Annotated in this window: 21 protein-coding genes, 1 tRNA gene, 1 other RNA gene and 1 pseudogene; 19 read left to right on the top strand and 5 right to left on the bottom strand. The window is 70.9% G+C overall.

The window, feature by feature from the left end; all coding sequences use genetic code 11:
• Positions 1-7: 7 nt before the first annotated feature.
• The 3 genes from tgt to LB823_RS13470 are packed head-to-tail and all read left to right on the top strand — an operon-like array spanning position 8 to position 2,609.
• A complete protein-coding gene (tgt, locus tag LB823_RS24075; protein ID WP_374201326.1) occupies positions 8-1,309 on the top strand; it encodes a tRNA guanosine(34) transglycosylase Tgt in 1,302 nt (433 codons plus the stop codon).
• A gap of 34 nt (positions 1,310-1,343) precedes the next feature.
• On the top strand, positions 1,344-2,333 hold the full coding sequence (locus LB823_RS13475; protein ID WP_224647748.1) for a GlxA family transcriptional regulator: 990 nt from the start codon (positions 1,344-1,346) through the stop codon (positions 2,331-2,333).
• 57 nt (positions 2,334-2,390) lie between these two features.
• Entirely contained in the window at positions 2,391-2,609 is a 219-nt protein-coding gene (locus tag LB823_RS13470) for a hypothetical protein (RefSeq protein WP_224647747.1), read from the top strand.
• On the opposite strand, the gene gluQRS is transcribed toward LB823_RS13470, so the two are convergent.
• Entirely contained in the window at positions 2,598-3,458 is an 861-nt protein-coding gene (gluQRS, locus tag LB823_RS13465; RefSeq protein WP_224647746.1) for a tRNA glutamyl-Q(34) synthetase GluQRS, read from the bottom strand. The genes LB823_RS13470 and gluQRS overlap by 12 nt on opposite strands.
• A 9-nt stretch (positions 3,459-3,467) precedes the next feature.
• Positions 3,468-4,418: a YafY family protein gene (locus tag LB823_RS13460; RefSeq protein ID WP_224647745.1), complete on the bottom strand. Its 951-nt coding sequence runs from the start codon at positions 4,416-4,418 to the stop codon at positions 3,468-3,470.
• A gap of 61 nt (positions 4,419-4,479) precedes the next feature.
• On the opposite strand from LB823_RS13460, the gene LB823_RS13455 reads away from it, so the two are divergent.
• The 7 genes from LB823_RS13455 (at position 4,480) to LB823_RS13425 (ending at position 10,391) form a co-directional block, all read left to right on the top strand.
• Positions 4,480-5,016, top strand: a complete 537-nt coding sequence (locus LB823_RS13455) for a DinB family protein (protein ID WP_224647744.1) — start codon at positions 4,480-4,482, stop codon at positions 5,014-5,016.
• Positions 5,017-5,096: 80 nt separating this feature from the next.
• Entirely contained in the window at positions 5,097-6,125 is a 1,029-nt protein-coding gene (locus tag LB823_RS13450) for an ATP-dependent DNA ligase (protein ID WP_224647743.1), read from the top strand.
• Positions 6,125-7,210, top strand: coding sequence for a DNA polymerase domain-containing protein (locus LB823_RS13445; protein WP_224647742.1), 1,086 nt, complete (start codon positions 6,125-6,127; stop codon positions 7,208-7,210). The genes LB823_RS13450 and LB823_RS13445 overlap by 1 nt, the downstream gene beginning before the upstream one ends.
• A gap of 39 nt (positions 7,211-7,249) precedes the next feature.
• Entirely contained in the window at positions 7,250-7,717 is a 468-nt protein-coding gene (locus LB823_RS13440) for a hypothetical protein (RefSeq protein ID WP_224647741.1), read from the top strand.
• An 88-nt stretch (positions 7,718-7,805) separates the two neighbouring features.
• Positions 7,806-9,329 (top strand): esterase-like activity of phytase family protein, encoded by a 1,524-nt coding sequence (locus LB823_RS13435; RefSeq protein WP_224647740.1) that lies wholly within the window; start codon positions 7,806-7,808, stop codon positions 9,327-9,329.
• A 73-nt stretch (positions 9,330-9,402) separates the two neighbouring features.
• Entirely contained in the window at positions 9,403-9,753 is a 351-nt protein-coding gene (locus LB823_RS13430) for a helix-turn-helix transcriptional regulator (RefSeq protein ID WP_224647790.1), read from the top strand.
• Positions 9,750-10,391 (top strand): SRPBCC family protein, encoded by a 642-nt coding sequence (locus LB823_RS13425; protein WP_224647739.1) that lies wholly within the window; start codon positions 9,750-9,752, stop codon positions 10,389-10,391. The genes LB823_RS13430 and LB823_RS13425 overlap by 4 nt, the downstream gene beginning before the upstream one ends.
• Before the next feature lie 4 nt (positions 10,392-10,395).
• Here the strand turns inward: LB823_RS13425 and LB823_RS13420 are convergent, their stop codons facing one another.
• Together LB823_RS13420 and LB823_RS13415 are read right to left on the bottom strand one after the other, a co-directional pair.
• Complete coding sequence (locus LB823_RS13420) at positions 10,396-11,895, bottom strand: PE-PPE domain-containing protein (protein ID WP_224647738.1); 1,500 nt, start codon at positions 11,893-11,895, stop codon at positions 10,396-10,398.
• A gap of 86 nt (positions 11,896-11,981) precedes the next feature.
• A complete protein-coding gene (locus LB823_RS13415; RefSeq protein WP_224647737.1) occupies positions 11,982-12,824 on the bottom strand; it encodes an alpha/beta fold hydrolase in 843 nt (280 codons plus the stop codon).
• Positions 12,825-12,910: 86 nt separating this feature from the next.
• Between LB823_RS13415 and LB823_RS13410 the strand changes: the two genes are divergently transcribed.
• The 3 genes from LB823_RS13410 to LB823_RS13400 all read left to right on the top strand — a co-directional run bounded on the left by LB823_RS13410 (position 12,911) and on the right by LB823_RS13400 (position 14,922).
• Entirely contained in the window at positions 12,911-13,351 is a 441-nt protein-coding gene (locus tag LB823_RS13410; RefSeq protein WP_224647789.1) for an SRPBCC domain-containing protein, read from the top strand.
• A gap of 124 nt (positions 13,352-13,475) precedes the next feature.
• A complete protein-coding gene (locus tag LB823_RS13405) occupies positions 13,476-14,189 on the top strand; it encodes a hypothetical protein (RefSeq protein WP_224647736.1) in 714 nt (237 codons plus the stop codon).
• A gap of 79 nt (positions 14,190-14,268) precedes the next feature.
• Positions 14,269-14,922, top strand: a complete 654-nt coding sequence (locus tag LB823_RS13400; RefSeq protein ID WP_224647735.1) for a DUF6226 family protein — start codon at positions 14,269-14,271, stop codon at positions 14,920-14,922.
• Between the two features lie 98 nt (positions 14,923-15,020).
• Here LB823_RS13400 and LB823_RS13395 read toward each other — a convergent pair.
• Positions 15,021-15,106: transfer RNA gene (locus tag LB823_RS13395), tRNA-Ser, on the bottom strand.
• Positions 15,107-15,167: 61 nt separating this feature from the next.
• On the opposite strand from LB823_RS13395, the gene ffs reads away from it, so the two are divergent.
• The 6 genes and pseudogenes from ffs to LB823_RS13365 form a co-directional block, all read left to right on the top strand.
• An RNA gene (gene ffs, locus LB823_RS13390) (signal recognition particle sRNA small type) lies at positions 15,168-15,262 on the top strand.
• 35 nt (positions 15,263-15,297) lie between these two features.
• Positions 15,298-16,584, top strand: a complete 1,287-nt coding sequence (locus LB823_RS13385) for an aminotransferase class I/II-fold pyridoxal phosphate-dependent enzyme (RefSeq protein WP_224647734.1) — start codon at positions 15,298-15,300, stop codon at positions 16,582-16,584.
• A 30-nt stretch (positions 16,585-16,614) separates the two neighbouring features.
• Positions 16,615-17,919, top strand: coding sequence for a glycosyltransferase 87 family protein (locus LB823_RS13380; protein WP_224647733.1), 1,305 nt, complete (start codon positions 16,615-16,617; stop codon positions 17,917-17,919).
• The gene (locus tag LB823_RS13375) at positions 17,909-19,132 is read left to right on the top strand and encodes a threonine/serine exporter ThrE family protein (RefSeq protein ID WP_224647732.1); all 1,224 of its coding nucleotides are present in this window, start codon (positions 17,909-17,911) and stop codon (positions 19,130-19,132) included. The genes LB823_RS13380 and LB823_RS13375 overlap by 11 nt, the downstream gene beginning before the upstream one ends.
• 65 nt (positions 19,133-19,197) lie before the next feature.
• Entirely contained in the window at positions 19,198-20,667 is a 1,470-nt protein-coding gene (gene phoA, locus LB823_RS13370; RefSeq protein WP_224647731.1) for an alkaline phosphatase, read from the top strand.
• Between the two features lie 121 nt (positions 20,668-20,788).
• Positions 20,789-21,300: pseudogene (locus tag LB823_RS13365) on the top strand (hypothetical protein); the annotation flags it as partial.

The raw sequence follows: 21,300 nt of genomic DNA, 5'->3' as shown, positions 1-21,300 counted from the left end.
CCGCTCGATGACGAGCCGCACGCGGCTGCAGAGCGAGCACATCAGCGACCCCACGCGGTTCGAGATCGAGGGGCGCCTCGAGGGCCCCGACGGTCCGCTCGGCCGCGCCGGCCGGCTGCTCACGCCGCACGGCGAGATGCTCACCCCCGCCTTCATCCCCGTCGGCACCAAGGCCACGGTGAAGACGGTGCTGCCCGAGGCGGTCTCGGAGCTGGGCGCGCAGGCGGTGCTGGCGAACGCCTACCACCTGTACCTGCAGCCCGGCCCGGAGATCGTGGAGCAGGCCGGCGGCCTCGGTGCGTTCATGAACTGGGACGGCCCCACCTTCACCGATTCCGGTGGCTTCCAGGTGATGTCGCTCGGCTCCGGGTTCAAGAAGGTCATCGACATGACCGGCGGCGAGGAGCTGCAGGGTGACGACGCGATCGCCGAGGGCAAGGACCGGCTCTCCCGCGTCGACGACGACGGCGTGACCTTCCTGAGTCACCTCGACGGCACCGAGCACCGGTTCACGCCCGAGGTGTCGATGCAGATCCAGCATCAGCTGGGCGCCGACGTCATCTTCGCCTTCGACGAGCTGACGACGCTGCACAACAGCCGCGCGTACCAGGTGGAGTCGCTGGAGCGCACCCGCCTGTGGGCGCGGCGCTGCCTCTCCGAGCACAACTGGCTCACCGCGCAGCGGCGGGACGCGATCTCGTTGTGGGGCGTCGTGCAGGGCGCGCAGTACGAGGACCTGCGCCGCAAGGCGGCCCGTGACCTGCGCGCGCTGAGCGAGGAGGACCGGCTCTCCGGCGGACTCGGCTTCGGCGGCTACGGCATCGGCGGCGCGCTGGAGAAGGCGAACCTGTCGACCATCGTGCGCTGGGTGAACCAGGAGCTCGAGGAGGACCGGCCGAAGCACCTGCTGGGCATCTCCGAGCCGGACGACATCTTCGCCGCGGTCGAGCAGGGCATCGACACCTTCGACTGCGTCTCGCCGTCGCGGGTGGCCCGCAACGGCGCGATCTACTCGCTCGACGGCCGCTACAACGTGACCAATTCGCGGTTCAAGACGGACTTCCGCCCGCTGGACCCGGAGACGCAGAACTACACCTCGCAGTACACCCGCGCGTACATCCATCACCTGTTCAAGGCGAAGGAGGGCCTCGCGGCCACGCTGGCCACCATCCACAACGAGCAGTTCATCGTCTCCCTGGTCGCGAAGATCCGGCAGTCGATGCTCGACGGCACGTACTGGGACTTCAAGGAGGAGTTCCTGGGTCGCTACTACAAGGGCACCCAGCAGCACCTCGCCAAGTCCGACTAGGCCGCGGGGGCCCGCCGCCCCGTAGGATTCGGACATGTCCCACGTGGTGGCGCTGCCCGTCTGCGACGGGATGACGATGCTCGAGTACGGCACCGTGCTCGAGGCGCTGAGCTTCGAGTGGAACGACCTCCCGTCGCTCGGGTACGACGTGCGCGGCTGCGGCCCGGCCGACGGGGTACGGACGCTCGGCGGCGCCGTGCTGCAGCCCGCGTACGGCCTCGACGAGATCGCGGGCGCCGACACCGTCATCATCACGGCGGTCTCGGACCCGCGGACCGATTCGAACCCGGAGTGGCACGAGCCGCTGCGCGCGGCGGCGGCGAACGGCGCGCGGATCGTCTCCATCTGCACCGGCGCCTTCGCGCTCGCCGCGGCGGGCCTGCTCGACGGCCGGCGGGCCACGACGCACTGGCGGCACGCGGGGCTGCTGCAGTACCGCTTCCCGCGGGTGCACGTCACGCCGTCGGAGCTGTACATCCAGGACGGCCCGGTGCTCACCGGCGCGGGCTCCGCGGCGGGGCTCGACCTGTGCCTGCACCTCATCCGCACCGACCACGGCGCCGCCACCGCGAACGAGGTCGCCCGACGCCTGGTGGTCGCGCCGCACCGCGACGGCGACCAGTCGCAGTTCGTCAACATCGACACCCTGCGGCCCGACATGGACAAGCGCTTCGCCGACTTCCTGCAGGGGCTCGCGCACGGCATCAGCGGGGTCAAGGGCCTCGACGACATGGCGGCCCGCGCGGGCGTCTCCCGCCGCACCCTGCACCGCCGGTTCCGGCAGTACACCGGCATCGCTCCGCTGGAATGGCTGATGCGGCAACGGGTCTACCGCGCCATGCGGCTGCTGGAGACGACCAACGACTCCGTCGCCGTGATCACCGGCCGGGCGGGCTTCGACGCCGAGGAGACGCTGCGCTACCACTTCAAGCGACAGACCGGACTCGCGCCGACGGCCTACCGCGAGCGCTTCCGCGGCAGCGAGGTGGGCCGCAGCTCCGCCCGGCCCGTGGCCGGATCTTGAGGAATTCCGGCACCGCACACCTGGGCGGCGCGGCGCACCCCGGATAGCGTTTGGGACATGAGGATTCAGCAGATGAGGAAGGTCTTCGGCGGCACCCGGGCGGCCCCGACGACGACGAACCGGTCCCCGGGATGGTTGCGGGAGTTCGCCTCCGGCGTCGCGGCGGGCAACCTCGTCCGGCACGGCGCCGGCGTCCCCGGCGCGCACGGGTCGCGGATCTGCGAGCGGCCCCGCCTGGGGCAGGCACCCGCGGGGCGGCACGCGTCAGAGCGGTAGCGTCCAGGGCTCGCGCGGTAGCCGCGCGGGGTCGAAGCGGTCGAGCATCTCCTGCGGCGTGCGGCCCTGCAGCCCCAGGCTCGCGGCGAGCTCCGGCAGCACGACCGACGGCCCGCCGCGCTCGGCGAGGGTGACGGCACCGTCGCGCTTGGCGAGCCGGACGCCGGTGGGCCCCAGCACCATCGGCACGTGGGCGTAAGTCGGCGGCGTACCGCCCAGCAGGCTCGTCAGGTAGGCCTGCCGCGGCGCGGAGGAGAGCAGGTCGTCGCCGCGCACCACCTGGTCGATGCCCTGCGCGGCGTCGTCGACCACGACGGCGAGGTTGTAGGCGTACGTCCCGTCGCCCCGGAGGAGCACGACATCGTCGACGGCGCCGGTGAACTCGCCGTGCAGCACGTCGGTCACCGTGAACCGGTCGACGGTCGCGCGCAGGCGCACCGCCGCGGGCCGCTCCCCCCGCCGCCGCACGTCCCGCTCGGCCTCGGTGAGATCGCGGCACGTGCCCGGGTACGCGCCTTCCGGGGCGTGCGGCGCCGACGGGGCGGCGAGGATCTCCCGGCGGGTGCAGTAGCACTCGTAGACGTCGAGCCGCTCCAGCGCGGCCGCGTAGCGCTCCGTCCGCGACGACTGGCGCACCACGTCGCCGTCCCAGTCCAGGCCCAGCGCGGCGAGGTCGGCGAGCTGGCGCGCCTCGGCACCGTCGGCCGTGCGCCCGGTGTCCAGGTCCTCGACGCGCATCAGGAAGTCCCGCCCCGTCGAGCGGGCGAAGAGCCAGGCGAGCAGGGCCGTGCGCAGGTTGCCCACGTGCAGGTCGCCCGACGGGCTCGGCGCGTACCGTCCAGCTGTCACCGCCCCAGCTTACGAGCGCACCCGCGCGAGGTTCCCGGCCCAGCGCGCGAGGTGGGCCGTCAGTTCCGCCGGCTCGACGACGGTGACCTCCGCGTCGAGCACGGCGATCGCCATCGCGGGCCAGTCCAGCGTGTCGGCCTCCATCCGCACGACGGTGCCGTCGGGCACCTCCTCGAGCCGCGCGTACCGGCCGATGAGCGGCCGCACGTGCTCGACGGGCGCGGCCACGTGGAACTCGATCCGGTGCGCGGGCGTGCGTTGGCCGACGGACGCGCGGACGTAGGCGGCGGCGTCCTCGGCGGGGAGCTCGCGCGGCCGGAAGCGCACGCCCGTGCTCGACGGTCCGCTGATCCGGTCGAGCCGGAAGCTGCGCCAGTCGTGGCGGTACAGGTCGTAGGCCACGAGGTACCAGCGGCGCCCGAGCGGCACGAGCCGCATCGGCTCGGCGAGACGGTCGGTGCGCGCACCGTCGGCGGCGGTGTAGCCGAACTCGATCCGCTCCTCCGCGCGGCACGCCTCCGCGAGCCCGGTGAGGATCCGCGGATCGACGGCCGGGCCACCGGTGAGGACGGCGGGCTGGGTCACGGCGCCCAGCGCCTCGACGCGTTTGCGCAGCCGCGGCGGCATCACCGCGGCCACCTTGCCCAGCGCGCGCACCGAGGTCTCGGCGATGCCCGCGATCCCGCCCTGCGCGGCGGTCTGCAGGCCCACGGCGATCGCCACCGCCTCCTCGTCGTCGAGGACCAGCGGCGGCAGCGCGGCGCCGGCCGCCAGCTGATAGCCGCCGTCGACGCCGCGGGACGCGGAGACGGGGTAGCCGAGGTCGCGCAGGCGCTCGATGTCGCGCCGCAGGGTGCGCACCGACACCTCGAGCCGGTCCGCCAGCTCGGAGCCCGGCCAGTAGCGGTGGGTCTGCAGGAGGGACAGCAGCCGCAGGGTTCGGGAGCTCGTGTTCGCCATGTCTTTCAGAATTCCTTCAATTGAGGACAGAAACTGGCACTTGGCTCAATAGTCTTATCTCATGAACGAGACACAGCAGACCGCCACCGGCGAACGCGCCGACATCCTCAGCCTCCTCGCCGATCGCCGGCAGTTCCTCCGCCACACGGCGGAGGGCCTCACCGACGAGCAGGCCAACACCCGCAGCACCGTCAGCGAGCTGACCGTGGGCGGACTGATCAAGCATTGCGCAGAGGTGGAGAAGAGCTGGGCCGATTTCGCGGAGGCCAAGCCCGACAACGCTTATGCGGACGTCGACTGGGAGAACCCCAGCCCCGAGGTGCTCGCGCAGTGGGCGGACAAGTTCCGGATCGCCGAGGGCGAGACCCTCGCGGGCATCCTCGCCGATTTCGACGCCGCGGCTGCCCGCACCGATGAGCTGGTGCGCACCCTCGACCTCGACGCCTCGTACGAGCTGCCCGAGGCGCCCTGGCAGCCCGCCGGGGTGTTCTGGACCGTGCGCCGCGTGTTCCTGCACGTCGCCGCCGAGACCGCGCACCACTCGGGTCACGCCGACATCATCCGCGAGGCCATCGACGGCCAGAAGAGCATGGGCTGACGGATCCTCGCAGCGGGACCCCGCGGGTGCGGGGTCCCGCTTTCGGGCGTTTCGTCGGTGCTCGCGCCTAGGATCGAGGCGTGGACCTCCCCGTGAACCCGCCGCTCGATCCGATGCTCGCCAAGGCCGCGAAGGCGGTGCCCGGCGAGGGCTACTCCCACGAGCCCAAGTGGGACGGCTTCCGCGCCCTGATCTTCCGCGACGGCGACGAGGTGTTCATCGGCTCGCGCAGCGGCAAGGACCTCGGCCGCTACTTCCCCGAGGTCGTCGCGGCCGCACGGGAGGAACTGCCCGAGCGCTGCGTGCTCGACGGGGAGATCGCCGTCGCCGTGCACCGCGAGGGCCGCAAGCGGCTCGACTGGGAGTCGCTCTCCGCGCGGATCCACCCCGCCGAGTCGCGCATCACGAAGCTCTCGGAGGAGACCCCGGCGATCTTCATCGGCTTCGACGCGATCGCGATGGCCGACGTCGACCTCACCGGCAAGCCCTTCAGCGCGCGCCGCCAGGTGCTCGTCTCCGCGTACGCCGGCACCGGGACCTGCAAGATCAGCCGTGTCACCACCGACGCCGAAGCCGCCGCCGACTGGTTCGAGCGGTTCGAGGGCGCGGGCCTCGACGGGGTGATCTCCAAGCGGATCGACGGCCACTACCTGCCCGGCAAGCGCGAGATGATCAAGGTCAAGCACGCCCGCACGGGCGAGGCCGTGGTCATCGGCTACCGCCCGCACAAGTCGCAGCCGAACGCCGTCGGCTCGGTCCTGCTCGGCCTCTACCAGGACGGGCAGCTGCTGCCGATCGGCGGCATCGGCGCCTTCACCGCTGCCAAGCGGGAGGAGTACCTGCAGCTCCTCGAGCCCATGCGCACCGCCGACTCCGTCCAGGGCGAGCCCAACCGCTGGGCCACCCCGGAGAAGACGGGGGAGTGGGTGCCCGTCCGCCCCGAGCTGGTCGTCGAGTTCGACTACGACCAGATGGAGGGCATGCGCCTGCGGCACACCGCCAAGTTCAAGCGCTGGCGCCCCGACCGCGAACCGTCGAGCTGCGGCTACGACCAGCTCGAGGTCCCCGTCAACTACGACCTCGACGACGTCCTGCAGGAGGGTGAGTGATGGTCAAGGCCCCGGCAGCCGAGGTGATCGTCCTCGGGCCCGACGGTGACCGCCCCGTCCGGGTCTCGAGTCCGGATCGGATCATCTACCCCGGCACCGACCTCACCCCCGAGGTCTCCAAACTCCAGGTGGCGCAGTACTTCGCGGCCGTCGGCGAGCCGCTGCTCGCGGCCATCGGCGACCGCCCCACCGCGCTCGAGCGGTGGCCCGGCGGTGTCCACCCCGGCGGCCGGCTCGCGCAGGGCCCGCAGGACAAGGACGCCGACGGCTTCTATCAGAAGCGGATGATGAAGGGCGCGCCTGAGTACGCGCAGACGGTGCGGATCGCCTTCCCGTCCGGCCGCCCTGCCGACGAGCTGTGCCCCTCCGAGATCGCGATCCCGGTGTGGTGCGCGCAGATGGGCACCATCACCTTCCATCCGTGGCCGGTGCGCAGCGCCGACGTCGACCACCCCGACGAGCTGCGGATCGACCTCGATCCCCAGCCGGGCACCGATTTCCGCGACGCCGTGCGGGTCGCGGGTGTCGCCCGCGAGCTCGCCGACGACCTCGGCCTCCGGGCGTACTGCAAGACCTCCGGCAACCGCGGCGTGCACGTCTTCATCCGCATCGCGCCGCGCTGGGACTTCGTGGACGTGCGCCACGCCGCGATCGCCTTCGGCCGCGAGCTGGAGAAGCGCGACAGCGGCGTCACCACCGCGTGGTGGAAGGAGGAGCGGGGGGAGCGGATCTTCGTGGATTACAACCAGAACAGCCGCGACCGCACCATCGCCTCCGCGTGGTCGCTGCGCGCAGTGCAGGGCGCCACCGTCTCCACCCCGCTCACGTGGGATCAGTTGGCCGAGCTGCAGGACCCGCACGAGCTCAACCTGTTCACCGTCCCCGAGCGCCTCGCCGACGGGAACCCGTGGGCCGACATGGACGAGGTCGCGCACGACCTCACGCCCCTGCTGGACCTGTGGGAGCAGCACCCCGTCGAGCTGAACTACCCGCCCGACTACCCCAAGATGCCCGGCGAGCCCCCGCGCGTGCAGCCCAGCAAGAAGGTCGCCGAGCACTGGGACGCCGAGGGCAACAGGCTGTAACCGTCGGTGCTGACTCTTCGAGACTTCTCCCTCGTCCACATGGACCGGGGTACCTACATGTGGGTCGACCTCAAGACGTTCGTGATCACGGCTGCCGCCACCGACGCCGAGCTGCTGGCCGCACTGATGGCGACGTCCGCCTATCGCGACGACTACTGCTCGCCCTTCGACCCGGCACGCATGGACTATCCCGGCGCCTCGCGCCATGCCAATTGGTGGCTCGACCGCCTCGCGCCGTCCATGTTCACGCGAGTCGCGGCCGATGACGCAGTGGACACAGTGACGTCGTGGGCGGTGGACCAGGAGTGGAGCGACGGCTACACCGGTCCCACTGACGAGACCCGCGACACCCTGCGGGACGAGGTCCTCTCGCTGTTCGCCGGGGGCGAGGTGTTCGAGCTCCGGCCGCCCGGGGACGAGGCCTTCCATGATTCGGCGGCATCGTCGGCTGTAGCGGCTACCACGAGTTCGTCGTCATCGACCGCGGGTCGGGAGTGCTCCACCTGATCGTGGCTGCGGACGACTGATGCGTGGCGGGTCCCGCCCAGACGGCGCGATCCACGCACGGTTCATATGGGTCTGGTAAGCACAGGGCATGCGCTCGAACCGCCGCCTCGCCGTTGCCCTCGTCGCCGTCCTCGCGGGCGGCTCGCTCGCCGCCTGCTCCTCGGGTGGGGGTGACGACGCCGCCAAGCTCGACCTCAAGACCGGCACGAATTCGCCGCTCACCATCACCGCGGCGCAGCTCGCCGGGCTCGCGCAGGGCGGCGCGGTCGTCGACGTCAAGCCCACGCCCGACGGTACCGTCGAGGCGGCGAAGGGCGGCGCCCTCGTCTTCAAGCCCAAGGCGGGCTTCACCGGCTCGGTGCAGCTGAAGGCCGTCGTCTCGCCGGCGGTCGCGCTGTACTCGTCGGACATCCCGCCGCTCGCCACCGTCGGCGGCGTCTCCATCGACGGCAGCGGCTACGGCTCGTCGTGGACGCCGGTCCCGGGCGCGCCCGGCGAGTTCTACGGCCTCACCGACCGCGGGCCCAACGTCGACGGCCCGGGCAAGGACGAGAAGATCGCCGCTACGCCGGACTTCACCCCGCAGATCGGCCGGTTCAAGCTCGAGGACGGCGCCGCGGTCCTGCAGAGCGTCATCACCCTCAAGGGCCGCGACGGCCGCCCGCTCAACGGCCGCAACGATACCGCCGCGCCCACGGGTGAGAAGATGCTCGACCTCGACGGCGCCGAGCTCCCGCCCACCGACCACGGCATCGACTCCGAGGGCCTCGTCGCCCTGCCCGACGGCTCGTTCTGGGTCTCGGACGAGTACGGGCCCTTCCTCGTCCACTTCGACGCCAACGGCCAGGAGCTCGAGCGCCTCCTGCCCGGCAAGGGGCTGCCCGAGGTCCTCCGCAGTCGCACGCCCAACCAGGGCATGGAGGGCCTGACGGTGACCCCCGACGGCAAGCGGCTCGTGGGAATCATGCAGTCCGCCTTGAACGTTCCCGGCCTGAGCGGCAACGCCAAGGAGGTGCCCGTCACGCGGATCGTCGCGATCGACCTCGCCACCAAGGCCGTCCAGCAGTACGCCTACCTCCTGGACAACCCGAAGGACACCAAGAAGGCCGTCTCCGAGATCACCGCGATCTCGAACACGGAGTTCCTCGTCGACGAGCGCGACGGGAAGACCGCGCCCAAGGCGAACAAGACGATCTACCGGATCAGCCTCGACGGCGCGACCGTGCTCGGCGAGCAGAACCCCGAGACCATCGCCGGCGTGACCGGCACCGCGGAGGCGGAGGCCGCGCTCAAGGGCGCGGGCATCACCCCGGTCCGCAAGTCGGTGGCCCTCGACCTCAGCGGGCTGGTCGACAAGCTCAACCCCGCCGGGACGTTCTTCGGCCACGACAAGGTGGAGGGCCTCGCCTCGCCCGACGGCGGCACGACGCTGTTCATCGCCAATGACAGCGACTTCGGCCTGGCCGGCATCGCGGGCCCGAAGACGCCGTTCCAGCTCAAGGCGAAGATCCTCGCCAACGGTCTGCAGGACAGCCTCGAGGTGCTCAAGGTCGACACCACCAAGCTGAACGAGCCCACCGCCGAGCGCACGATCACCGTCACCGTCGGGTAGCGCGGCCCGGCGGTCCGCGTCCGGTCTATTTCATCCTTGACTTATATAAGTGACGAATGAAATACTCGATCACGTGCACGCCTTCGACGTCCTCGGTGATCCCGTCCGCCGCCACCTGATCGAGCTCCTCGCTCAGGGCGAGCTCTCGGCGGGCGAGCTGAGCGACGACGTGCGTGCACGTTTCGGCATCAGCCAGCCCGCGGTCTCGCAGCACCTGAAGGTGTTGCGGGAAGCGGGATTCGTCACCGTCCGGCCGGAGGGGACGCGCCGCCTGTACGCGGTGCAGCCCGAACCCCTGCGGGAGGTCGACGACTGGCTGGTCCCGTTCCGGCACTTCTGGGAGCCCAAGCTGTGGGCCCTGGGGACGGAGATCTCGCGCGGCAAGAAGGCGCGCCGAACGGCTACCGAGAAGGACGAATCATGACCTACGACATCGACGATCTCGCCGCGGCCCAGCCCGCAGCGGTCACCCGGCGCGCCGAGGTGCGCGACAGCGGCGAGGGGGACGTCTACGTCTCCGGCTCGCTCGGCCAGACCTATCCCACTGACGTCGCCGACCTCTGGGACGCGGTGACCAGCGCCGAGCGCCTGCCGCGCTGGTTCGCGCCCGTCCACGGGGAGCTCGCGCTGGGCGGCCGCTTCCAGGTGGAGGGCAACGCCGCCGGCACCGTCCTCGAATGCGACGCCCCGCACCGCTACCTCGTCTCGTGGGAGATCATGGGCGGCACCTCGCAGGTCGAGGTCGTCGTCGAGCCCGACGGTGACGGCGCGCGCCTGACGCTCACGCACTCGGGCGAGAACGTGCGGGACTTCTACGAGCAGTTCGGCCCCGGCGCCACCGGCGTCGGCTGGGACCTCGCGTTCCTGGGCCTGAACGCACTCCTCACCACGGGGCAGGACCGCCCGGAGGACGCCGAGGCGTTCTTCACGACGCCCGCCGCCAAGAACCTTGTCGCGGCGTCGGCGAAGGCGTGGGCCGAGGCGACGATCGCCGCCGGCGTGCCCGCGGATCAGGCTCTCGCGCAGGGTGAGCGCACCGCCGCCTTCTTCTCGGGCGAGTAGTCGCTCAGGCTGCGGACGCCGCCACCGTCGGCTCGTCCGCGGCGGGCCCGGCGGTCTCGGTCTTCGGCTCGGTCGCCGTCGGTGCCGTGGTCTTCTCCGTCGCGCTCGCAGCCGGCTCGGTGGTCTGCTCGGCCGTCGTGCTCGGCGCGCTCGGCTCGCTCGTCCCGACGGTGCCGGTCGTCCCGACGGTGCCGGTCGGTGCGGTCGTCGGGGACGGATCGGACTGCGGCTCCGTGGTCTTCGGCTCCGTGGTCTTCACGAGCTGCAGCACCGGCGACTGCTCCTGCGTCGTCTGCGGCGCGGAGGTCTCCGTGGTCTTCGACGCGGCCGTGTCCGCGGCGTCGGTCGCTGCGGGGGCTGTGGGCTTCGGCGCCAGGAACTTCGAGGCGTCGCCGGTGCCGGTCGTGGCCTGGCCGATGCCCTGCACGGCGGCGCCGATCAGGTCCACGCCGAGGCGCAGCGGATCGATCACCGGGAACAGCCCGAAGGGGCTCGCGGCGCCGTAATCGCGACGGTCGTAACCGGTCTCGATCAGCACGCGGGCCACCGGTGAGACCAGATCGACGAAGGGTGTCACCAGTCCGGTGGTGCCCGTGGCCTTACCCAGATCCAGCAGCGGCAGCATGAGCGGCAGGATCTTCGCCGGCAGCGTCACGTAGCGGGTGTCGCCGCTGACCTGGCAGTGGTTTCCGGCGGTGCAGTTCGCGGTGGCCGCCTCGACGGCCGCGCGGACCTCGTCCGGGGTGTAGCCGATCGGCGTGGCGGACGGGGCGTCGGAGCCCTTGGGAGCCAGCATCTTCCCGTGCACGTACCAGAACCCCGCGAGCGCGTTCGCGGTCGCCAGCAGGTTCGCCGGGTACTTGGGGAAGTCGGTGACGCCGTCGTATTGGAAGCCCACGTCGGTGGTGTTGATCGGACGGGTCGGGGTGCCGGTGTTCGTGGGGGTGCCGGTTCCGAAGGTGACGTCGAGGATCGGGATGTGCCCGAGGAAGGACGGCCGGGTGAAGAGACCGCCGTTGGGGCGGCTGGCGTTGCCGATGACCACGAAGGAGACGTTGTCGGGGATGCCGCCGTTCTCGGCCAGCTGCTTCTTCACCGCCGTGACCACGGTGCCGCCCTGGGAGTACCCGAAGATCACGATCGGGGAGTCCTTGTCGGCGGCGGCGTACTGCTCGTTCAGGCTCGTCACGCCGCTCGCGACCGAGTCGTCCCACTTCGTTCCCTCGAGCCCGCCCCAGCCCTCGAGCGGGATCGGCCAGAACTCGGCGATGTAGGGCACCGGCTTCGCGACGCAGGCGGTCGCCCCGCACGCGCCGGTCGGTTGCACGTAGTAGCCGATGACGTTCTCCTGGTAACCCGTCACCTTCGACGGGTCCTTCGTCCCCGTCCCGGGGACGACGAGCACCGTCGTGGCCGCCCAGGCGACCGCGGAGACGAAGGTGAGGGCGATCGCACCGAGTACTGCGACCAGGGCGTATCCGAGCTTGCGGGCGGTATCGCGCATGACGGGGCGACCTCTCGTGTTCAGGTTGCGCTCAGTTTCGCACGACTCGTCTCGTTGTGCTTGCGAACTCAATCGCTCGCAGGCGGCTACCGGTCGGCGGCCGCCAGCGCCCGGTTCGCGCGGTCGGGGAGCAGGTGCCCCGCGCCGGGCAGCAGGGTCACCGCGTCGTCGCCGAAGGCCGTCCGCGCATGCGCGGCGGCCCGCGGACCGTCGAGCATCTTGTCCCGGCCGCCGAACGCGGCGGTGACCGGCGCGGTGATCCGCGCCAGGGCCTCGTCGGCGAAGACGGGCAGGCCGTCGGTGCGCGGCCGGAAGGCCCGGAACGTGAGGTCGCTGAAGGCGGCGAGGTCGCGCTCGAGGCCCGGCTCGTCCGACGGCGTCCAGCCCGTGAAGTAGCGCATCGCGGCCCGCCGGCCGGGCGCGCCCAGCAGGCTCAGCAGGCCCGCGACCAGGAGCGGAGCCGTCCGGCGCGGCCCGAGCCCGCCCGGCACCAGCAGGCCCAGCGACCGCACGCGGGACGGGTGCTCCGTGGCGTAGTCCAGCGCCACCCAGCCGCCCAGGGACTCGCCGATCACCGCGGCGTGCGGAGCGCCCAGGGCGTCGGTCACGCCTGCGAGCCACGCGGCGTGCGCCCCGGGCTCCAGCGGCAGCCGCTCGACGACGGTGCCGCCCGGCTCGCCGGGCAGGTCCAGGGCGTGCACGCGGTGGGACTGCGCCAGCCGTGGGATCTCGGTCGCCCAGTTCAGCGACGTGCCGCCCGAGCCGTGCAGGAGTACGACCGCGGGCGCACCGTCGGGCCCGGCGCTGAGGACGTGCGTCCCGTCGACGACGGTGCGCTCCACGTCCGGCAGGTGTGCCGACAGCAGCCGGTCGTACTCGTCGCGCACCGCGCGGGCGCCCTCGTTGCTGCGGAATCGGTCGTCGGTCATCGCATCCCCCTCGTCCGCACCAGTCTGGCAGCACCGAAGCGCCCGGGCGCAGGACAGGACCGTGCTGTACTGATCGCGTGTTCGAGATGGAGCGCGACCCGGCGATCGTGGAGCTGGACCGCTTCGTGCCGTGCGCGCCTGCGGTGGTGTGGCGGGCGCTCACCGAGCCCGAGGTCGTGGAGCAGTGGCTGGTGCGCTCCGTCGGGCTCCGGCCCGAGGAGGGCACGACGTTCATTCTCGAGATCCCGTCGGATCCGCCCGGGGAGGTGTCCTGCGAGGTCACCGCCGCCGTCGCCGGCGAGCGCTTCACGCACAGCTACACCGACCTCCGCGCCGCCCGGCCCGCGCGCTGGATCGTGGACTGGCGGCTGGTTCCGGAGGGGAAGGGCACCCGTGTGGTCCTGACGATGTCGGGCTTCGACGTCGACGATCGGCAGCAGTTGTTCGCCCGCAACGCCGCCGAGCGCGGCTACCGCAACACCCTGATCCCCAAGCTGGCTGACGCCGCCCTCGCCCTCGACGGCTGATCGCAGTACCGAACCAGTGGCCAACTCGTCCGTGGCGATGGGCATCATCGCGATGTCCACGACGGGTCGAAATGGGTGGAAATCCCGATGCGTTCGCGCCCGCGGTCTCGATAGGTTCGCTGTCATGAGCGAGAGCCGTGTTCTGTTCGATGTGCTTATCCGACCGGGTGATGAGACCCGTGTGATCGAAGCGGTAACCGCCGCTTCGGGTGAATCGGCACCTCGGTTCGAGTTTGTGGACGCCGTCGCCGATGAACCTTCGCATGAAGCCCTCGCCGAGCAGTGGAAAGTCGAGCATCCGAACGAGCCCCTGAACGATCGACGAGTGCGCCACCTGGCTGCCGATGTCACGGAGGCGGATGCGCGGAAGGTGGCAGAGTCGGTCCTCGATGTGATCTGCCCTCACGCGCGGGAGGAGGGTGCGCGCATCGAGCGCGGCGAGCGGTTCCCGGTGACCCCTGATGAGTTCCCGTGGTTCGCATATGTGTCCGTTGCCAGCGGTGATGTGGTTCCAGCAGATTCTCCGACCGTAGGCATCTCGGCGACGCGCGTCAGCATTGTGCGGTGGCACTGGGATGGATACCCAGGCTGGGTCGAGGTGGAGGTGACGGACGCGGACGGTCGGACGCATCGGATCAGCGAGAAGGTGCCCGTTCTGACCGCACTCGATCTGTATCCCGACACTCCCGTCTCGGACTTGCCGACCGAGCTGTGGATCGACGCGGACCTGGTTCAAGCCGCGGACGAGCGCGTGACGATTTCGCTGAGGCACGGGGTCGAGACGGTCGAGGGTCTGAGCGTGCTCACTCTCCCGCCGGCGGCAGTGCGACACATCTAGGCAGTTTCGCTCTGCGAAGTCGCTGCTCCAAAGGAAATCTCATCGCGACGGCGCACCGTCGCGCCATAGGGTTACGAGTGTGAACGGCTACGTGAGACCGTCGGTGCCTGAGCAGGTGTACCGCGACGAGTCGGGCGCGGTGATCGACTACGGGAATCGCTGGGGTGTCGAGTCCCCGCCCGACGACAGCTATACCCGCACGAGCAACCTGGACAGGTTCGAGCCCCTGCTGCTCGTTGCTGAAGCGCTCATCGACCACCTGGTGAGCACGTACGAGGTCACGAGCGCGCCCTTCGATTTCGATGACACCGGATGGAACTGCTCGACGATCAGAGCAGTGAGGCTGACACCCACCGGCGAGGGTCGGGCGTCCCTGCGGTTCCGTCTCACCGACTATCCGTCGGTGGATGTGGATTCGGGGCTCGCTCACCACGTCGACTTCCCCAGGTGTTCGTGCGATGCGTGCGATGAGACGTGGAAGACCTGCGCTGAGGACATCGAGCACCTGGTGCTCGCGGTCGCAGCGGGAAGGTTCAACGAGGCGATCGAGTCGGACACGGACTGGGACGTGCCGGGCGAGAGGTGCACGGTCGGATACAGGATCGAAGACCCTGCCAGGGGAGCGTCCGAGGACGGCACGACCTATGTGGCGATGACCGACGAACGACGTGCGGCCGCCGCGCTCCTCGATGCCCGCCCAGACCGCCGGTGGCAGCCGTGGTCCCTGCGATGACCAGGGGCAGCAGGCAAGAGCGGTGGTTTTCGCCGGTCGATCGGGGTGGGAATGACTCAGGGGCGGCCTCCGATTGCTCGGAAACCGCCCCTGATCTGCGGAGGATAGGGGATTTGAACCCCTGAGGGCTATTAACCCAACCCGCGTTCCAGGCGAGCGCCATAGGCCACTAGGCGAATCCTCCGTGGACCACTGTAGACGAAGGCCCCCGTCGACCCAAACCAGCCCGGACCCGTATAGTGGTCCACGGACTCCGCGCGGCGTCCATCCTGTGAACTCCCCCAGGGCGGGAACGCAGCAAGGGTCAACGGGCTCTGGCGGGTGCGCGGAGTCCCCTTTTATGTCCGGGCCCGAAGACCGCCGGAGGCGCATCCGATGTCCACGTACGTGTCCCTGAGTCAGTCCGAACTCGCCGACGTCCACGCGAAGCTGACGGGGCTGTTCGAGACGCTGAAGGCGCAGGGGCTGAAGCTGGACCTCACCCGCGGCAAGCCCGCCCCCGACCAGCTGGACCTGTCGAACGCGCTGCTGGCGCTGCCCGGCGAGGGCGACTACCGCGCCGCCGACGGCACCGACACCCGCAACTACGGCGGCCTCGCAGGCCTGCCCGAACTGCGCGCGATCTTCGGCGAGTTGCTGGGTATTCCGGCCGCGAACCTCTACGCGCAGAACAACTCCAGCCTGGAGATCATGCACCGCCTGATCACCCTGGCGTGGATCCACGGCACCGTCGACGGCGAGCGTCCCTGGGGCGCCGAGGAGACGGTGAAGTTCCTCTGCCCCGCGCCCGGCTACGACCGGCACTTCGCGATCACCGCCGAGTTCGGCATCGAGATGATCGTGGTGCCGCTCAACCCCGACGGCCCCGACATGACGGTCGTCAAGGAACTCGTCGCGAACGACCCCGCGATCAAGGGCATCTGGGCCGTCCCGAAGTTCTCCAACCCGACGGGCTCGGTGTTCTCCGAGGAGATCACCCGCGAGCTGGCGTCGATGCCGACCGCCGCGCCCGATTTCCGGATCTTCTGGGACAACGCCTACGCCGTCCACGCCCTGGTGGGCGACGCACCGTCGGACCCCGACATCCTGGGCCTGGCCGCCGAGGCCGGCCACCCGAACCGGCCGTACGTGCTGGCCAGCACCTCGAAGATCACCTTCGCGGGCGCCGGCGTCAGCTTCTTCGGCGCCTCCGCTGAGAACCTGGCCTGGTACGGCAAGTACACGGGCCTGACCTCGATCGGCCCGGACAAGGTCAACCAGCTGCGGCACGCCCGCTTCTTCGGCGACGCCGAGGGCGTGCGGGCGCACATGCGCAAGCACCGAGACCTCATCGCGCCCAAGTTCGCGCGCGTCCTGGAGATTCTCGAGGACCGGCTCGGGGCGGCGAAGGTCGCGTCCTGGAGCGAGCCGACGGGCGGCTACTTCATCAGCCTCGACGTGCTCGACGGGACGGCGAAGCGGACCATCGCGCTGGCGAAGGAGGCGGGCATCGCCCTGACCGCCGCCGGCGCCACCTTCCCGCACGGCGAGGACCCGCACGACCGCAACATCCGGCTCGCGCCGACCTTCCCGTCCATCGCGGAGCTTGAGACCGCAATGGACGGCGTGGCGACCTGTGTACTCTTGGCTTCTGCTGAAAAGCTGATGTCGCAGCCCGAATAGGGGCCGCGCCTGAGCAGGAGGATCGCGCCGGTGGCGGACGAGAACAGCCGGCGGTTCCCCCGGCAGTGGTGGGTGCTGGCCCTCTTCGCGGTCGCCGCGGGCGTGGCCGTGTGGCAGCAGTTCGTGCGGATCCCGTTCTCCACGCCGATGTACGGGCTGTTCCACAACCAGATCGACGCCGAGGTCTACCGCAAGGGCGGCGAGATCGTCGCGCACGGGGGCGACGGGCTGTACGACGGTCCGCTGCTCAACGAGATCCTGCCCTTCACCTACACCCCGTTCGCCGGCGTGCTGTTCGTGCCGCTGAGCTGGATGTCGACCGACGTGCTGCGGTGGGTGTGGTCCATCGCCGTGATGCTCGCGCTGCTCGCCTGCATCCTCATCGCGCTCCGGCTCGTCGGCTTCGTCCGCGACGGGCGGGTGTGGTTCGCGGCGATCTGCCTGACGCTGGTGGCGACGGTGCTCGAGCCCGTCCGCACGACCCTCTGGTTCGGCCAGATCAACGTCTTCCTCATGCTGCTCCTGCTGTGGGACCTCGGCCGGCCCCCGGGCGCGCGGTTCAAGGGCTTCAGCATCGGCATCGCCGCCGGCATCAAGCTCACGCCGCTGTTCTTCCTCGCCTACCTCGTCGTCACCCGGCAGTGGCGCGAGGCCCGCACGGCGCTGGCGACGCTGGCCGGCACCGTCGTGATCGGTTTCATCGTGATCCCGCAGCAGTCGTGGCAGTACTGGTCGGGCACGTTCCTCGACGCGAACCGCGTGGGCGAGCCGAACCAGGTGGGCAACCAGTCGATCAACGGTCTCATCGCCTACCTCACCAACGCGGAGAAGCCGTCGACGGTCGTCTGGCTGGCGGTCGCCGTGCCCGCGGCCCTCGCGGGCCTCGCGGTCGCGGCGTGGGCCTATCGGCGTGGGGTGGTGCTGCTCGCAGTCACCGTCGTCGGGCTCACGGCGTGCGCGGTCTCGCCCTTCTCGTGGGGCCACCACTGGGTGTGGATCGTGCCGCTGCTGGTACTCCTCCTCGCCCTCGCGATGCTCACCGACGACCCGCGCCGGCGGGTGCTCGCGCTGGTCGCCGCCGCCGGTCTCGTCGCCGCGACCTTCATCTGGGTCACCTACTTCCCGACGCTGCAGCCGACGGGGGTCGACGACGTCCACGACACTTACGCGATCGGCATCTTCCTGCGGCCGATGGACAACCCGGTGCTCAAGGCCCTCGCGGGCGGGGTCTACGTGTGGATCTTCGTCGCGACCCTGATCGGATCGGCCTGGTACCTGCGGAGCACGGACGGGTCCGTGCCGGCGAGCGCGGAGCCGGCCGCCCGTGCAGCCTGACCGGGTCGAGGACGACCGCCGCCTGCTCGCCTACCTCGGCGCCGCGATGATCGCGGGCGGCCAGCCCGTGCACGAGGTCGAGGACGAGCTCAAGAGCGTCGCCACCGCGATGGGGCACCCGCTCGCGCAGATCGGCGCCACCCCCACCGGGCTCACGCTGGGCCTCGAGCCGGGCGCCGCCGCGACCTTCGAGTCCGTCGACGGGCCGATGCGGCTCGACCAGTCGGCCGTGGTCGCCGACGTGCGCCGGGGCCTCGTCGCCCGGACGCTCTCCGTCGACGAGGCCTTCGCGCGACTCGGGACCCTGCGCTCGCTGCCGCACCACTACCCCCAGTGGGTGCAGGACGTCTCGTGGCCGGTGATCGCCGTCGGCATCGCGATGCTGCTGCAGCCCGGCTGGCCCAACATCGCGGCCGCGGCGATCGGCGGTGTCGTCGTGATGCTGTTGGTCAAGCTGGCCGGCCGGGTGCGGCTGGCCGCGACGCTGCTGCCCACGATCGCCGCCTTCACGGTTGGCGCGGGGGTCTTCGCGGCCGCGCAGGCGGGCTGGCTCGACGGTCCGCTGCGCACCCTCCTCGCGCCGCTCGCGGTGCTCCTCCCGGGCGCGCTCATGGTGACGGGGATGTCGGAGCTCGCGGCCGGCGCGATGGTCGCGGGCAGCGCCCGCCTCACCTTCGGGACCGTCCAGCTGCTGATGTTCTCGCTCGGCATCCTCGCCGCGACGACCGCGCTGGGCGTCGGGCCGGAGCTGATGGTCAACGAGCGGGTGAACCAGCTCGGGTGGTGGGGGCCGCCCGTCGGGCTCGCGCTGATCTGCGTGGGCGTGTGCCTCAACGAGGGCGCGTCGATGCGGCTGTTCCCGGCGATCGGCCTCGTGGTGGCGGCCGCGTTCGGGGCGCAGCTCGCGGGGCAGCACGTCTCCGGCGCCGTGCTCGGCGGCTTCCTCGGGGCGATCGCGGGCAGCCTCGGCGCCTCGCTGGTCGCGTACGTGCGGCCGCAGTTGCCGCGTCTGGTGGTCTTCCTGCCGGCGTTCTGGGTGCTGGTGCCGGGCAGCCTCGGGTTGCTGTCCGTCACGTCGGTGGGGATCGATCCCGAACAGGGCGCGCGTACCGTCGTGGACGTGGCGGCCGTGATCTGCGCCCTCGCCCTCGGCCTGCTGTTCGGCTCGGCGCTCGCGCAAGCGATGATCGGGCGCGCCGAGCGGGTTCGTTAGCCGCGATCACGGAAAGTTCACCCGCGCATGGACTTATGTTCACATGCGCATGTTTCGCTGCAGCAATGACGAATCTCGGTAGGGGCAAGGCTCGGACGGCGCTCGCCGTCAGCGCGGTGGCGGTTCTCGGCGTGGTCGGCGCGTGCGGGAGCAACGACGGTGGCCCCGGCACGTCCGGCGACACCGCGTCGAAGGTGGAGATCAACCGCCAGGCCGCGGGCGACATCACCACGCACGGCGGCGCCAAGCGCCTCGCCGGCGACCAGACGCAGGCCATCGCCGAGTCCATCCAGCGCTCCAAGGCCAAGAACGTGATCCTCGTGATCGGCGACGGCACCGCCAACCAGGAGCTGACCCTCGCCCGGGACTACCAGTGGGGCGCGGGCGGGAAGATCCCCGGCATCGACGAGCTGCCGCTGTCGGGCGACTACACCACGTACGCGCTGGACAAGACGACGAAGAAGCCCGACTACACCACCGATTCCGCCGCCTCCGGCACCGCGTGGTCCACCGGCACCAAGACCTACAACGGCGCCGTCGGCGTCGACGTGAACGGCAAGCCGCAGCGTTCGATCCTCGAGATCGCCCGGGCCAACGGCCGCAAGACCGGCAACGTCACCACCACCGAGCTGCAGGACGCCACCCCCGCCGTGCAGGTCGCGCACGTGGCCCAGCGCAAGTGCTACGGCCCCGTCGCCACCAAGGAGAAGTGCAGCTCGGACGCGCTGGAGAACGGCGGCCTCGGGTCGATCACGGAGCAGCTGATCGCGGCCCGTGCCGACGTCACCCTCGGCGGCGGCTGGAAGACCTTCCAGGAGACCGCGACCGGCGGCGAGTACCGGGACAAGACGCTCGAGGCGCAGGCCAAGGAGCGCGGCTACCAGATCGTGCGGTCGGGCTCCGAGCTCGACGCGATCAGCACCGCGAACCAGGACAAGCCGGTGCTCGGCGTCTTCGCCGACGGCAACCTCCCGCGCCTGTGGGACAAGGCCACCGCCACCAAGGACGGCGGCAGGGAGCCCGCCGTCACCTGCGCGCCCAACCCCGCCTTCGGCGCCACCCCGAAGCTCGCGTCGATGACGAAGAAGGCCATCGACCTGCTCAAGGGCGACAAGGGCTTTTTCCTTCAGGTGGAGTCCGGATCCGTCGACAAGGCCAACCACGACGCCGACCCCTGCGGCCAGATCGGCGAGACGGTCCAGCTCTCCGAGGCGGTCACCGCGGCGCTCGAGTTCGCCAAGCAGGATAAGGACACCCTCGTCATCGTCACCGGCGATCACGCGCACACCAGCCAGATCATCGAGGCGGGCACCGTCACGCCCGGGCTGACCCGCACGCTGAACACGAAGGACGGCGGCCTGCTCACCGTCAACTACGGCACCTCGCTCGAGCCGGGCGAGGAGCAGCACACCGGCGGCCACGTCCGCATCGCCGCGTACGGCCCCGGCGCCGCCAACGTCGTGGGGCTGACGGACCAGACCGACCCGTTCTTCTACATCACGGATGTCCTGGGCCTGGACCGCGACAAGAAGTAGCAGCTGCTGAGCGGCGGCCCGGATCGGTTTCCGGGCCGCCGCACGCGGCTTTCGCCCTTCTCCGGCGACGGTCCGCCCGCTACCGTGGGTGCAGACGCAAACGTCGAGGGGGAGGGCCCGCATGTATCCGAACGCCGTACCGATTCCGCGCATCTATCGCGCGCTCGCGCTGATCCAGGCGATGATCGCCGCGCTCACCCTGGTGGGGCTCGTGATCTGGTGGATGTCGTCGTACTCGTCGATGGGGGACGACTACGAGGACGACCTCGGCTTCGGCGGGATGATGTTCATCCTGCTGGCGCCCACGCTGATCCAGGTCGCGCTCCTGTTCGTGCCGCTCATCGGCCTCTCCGTCTTCGTCGCGCGCGGGTCGCTCCCGGCCCGCGTCGCCAGCTGCTGCATCTGGGGTGTGCTCATGCTGTTGGGTCTGGTCGCGGTGCAGGTGCACCCGGCCTACGTCCTGGTCCTGTTCGTCTCGCTCTGCATGCTGCTCGCGATGTCCTTCGCCGACCGCCTCGGCGGCGCCCGCCCGCCGCAGCCGCCGGTCCCGGGCCCGGGACCGGGACCGGGGCAGTTCGCGCCCCCGCCCCCGTATCCGACGGGGCAGTTCCCCGCGGTCCCGGTCCCGGGCCC

The sequence above is a fragment of the Tsukamurella sp. M9C genome, assembly GCF_020169415.1.
Classification (GTDB): domain Bacteria; phylum Actinomycetota; class Actinomycetes; order Mycobacteriales; family Mycobacteriaceae; genus Tsukamurella.
The sequence above is the reverse complement of the archived record's forward strand: the minus strand, read 5'-3'. Positions and strand labels throughout refer to the sequence as shown.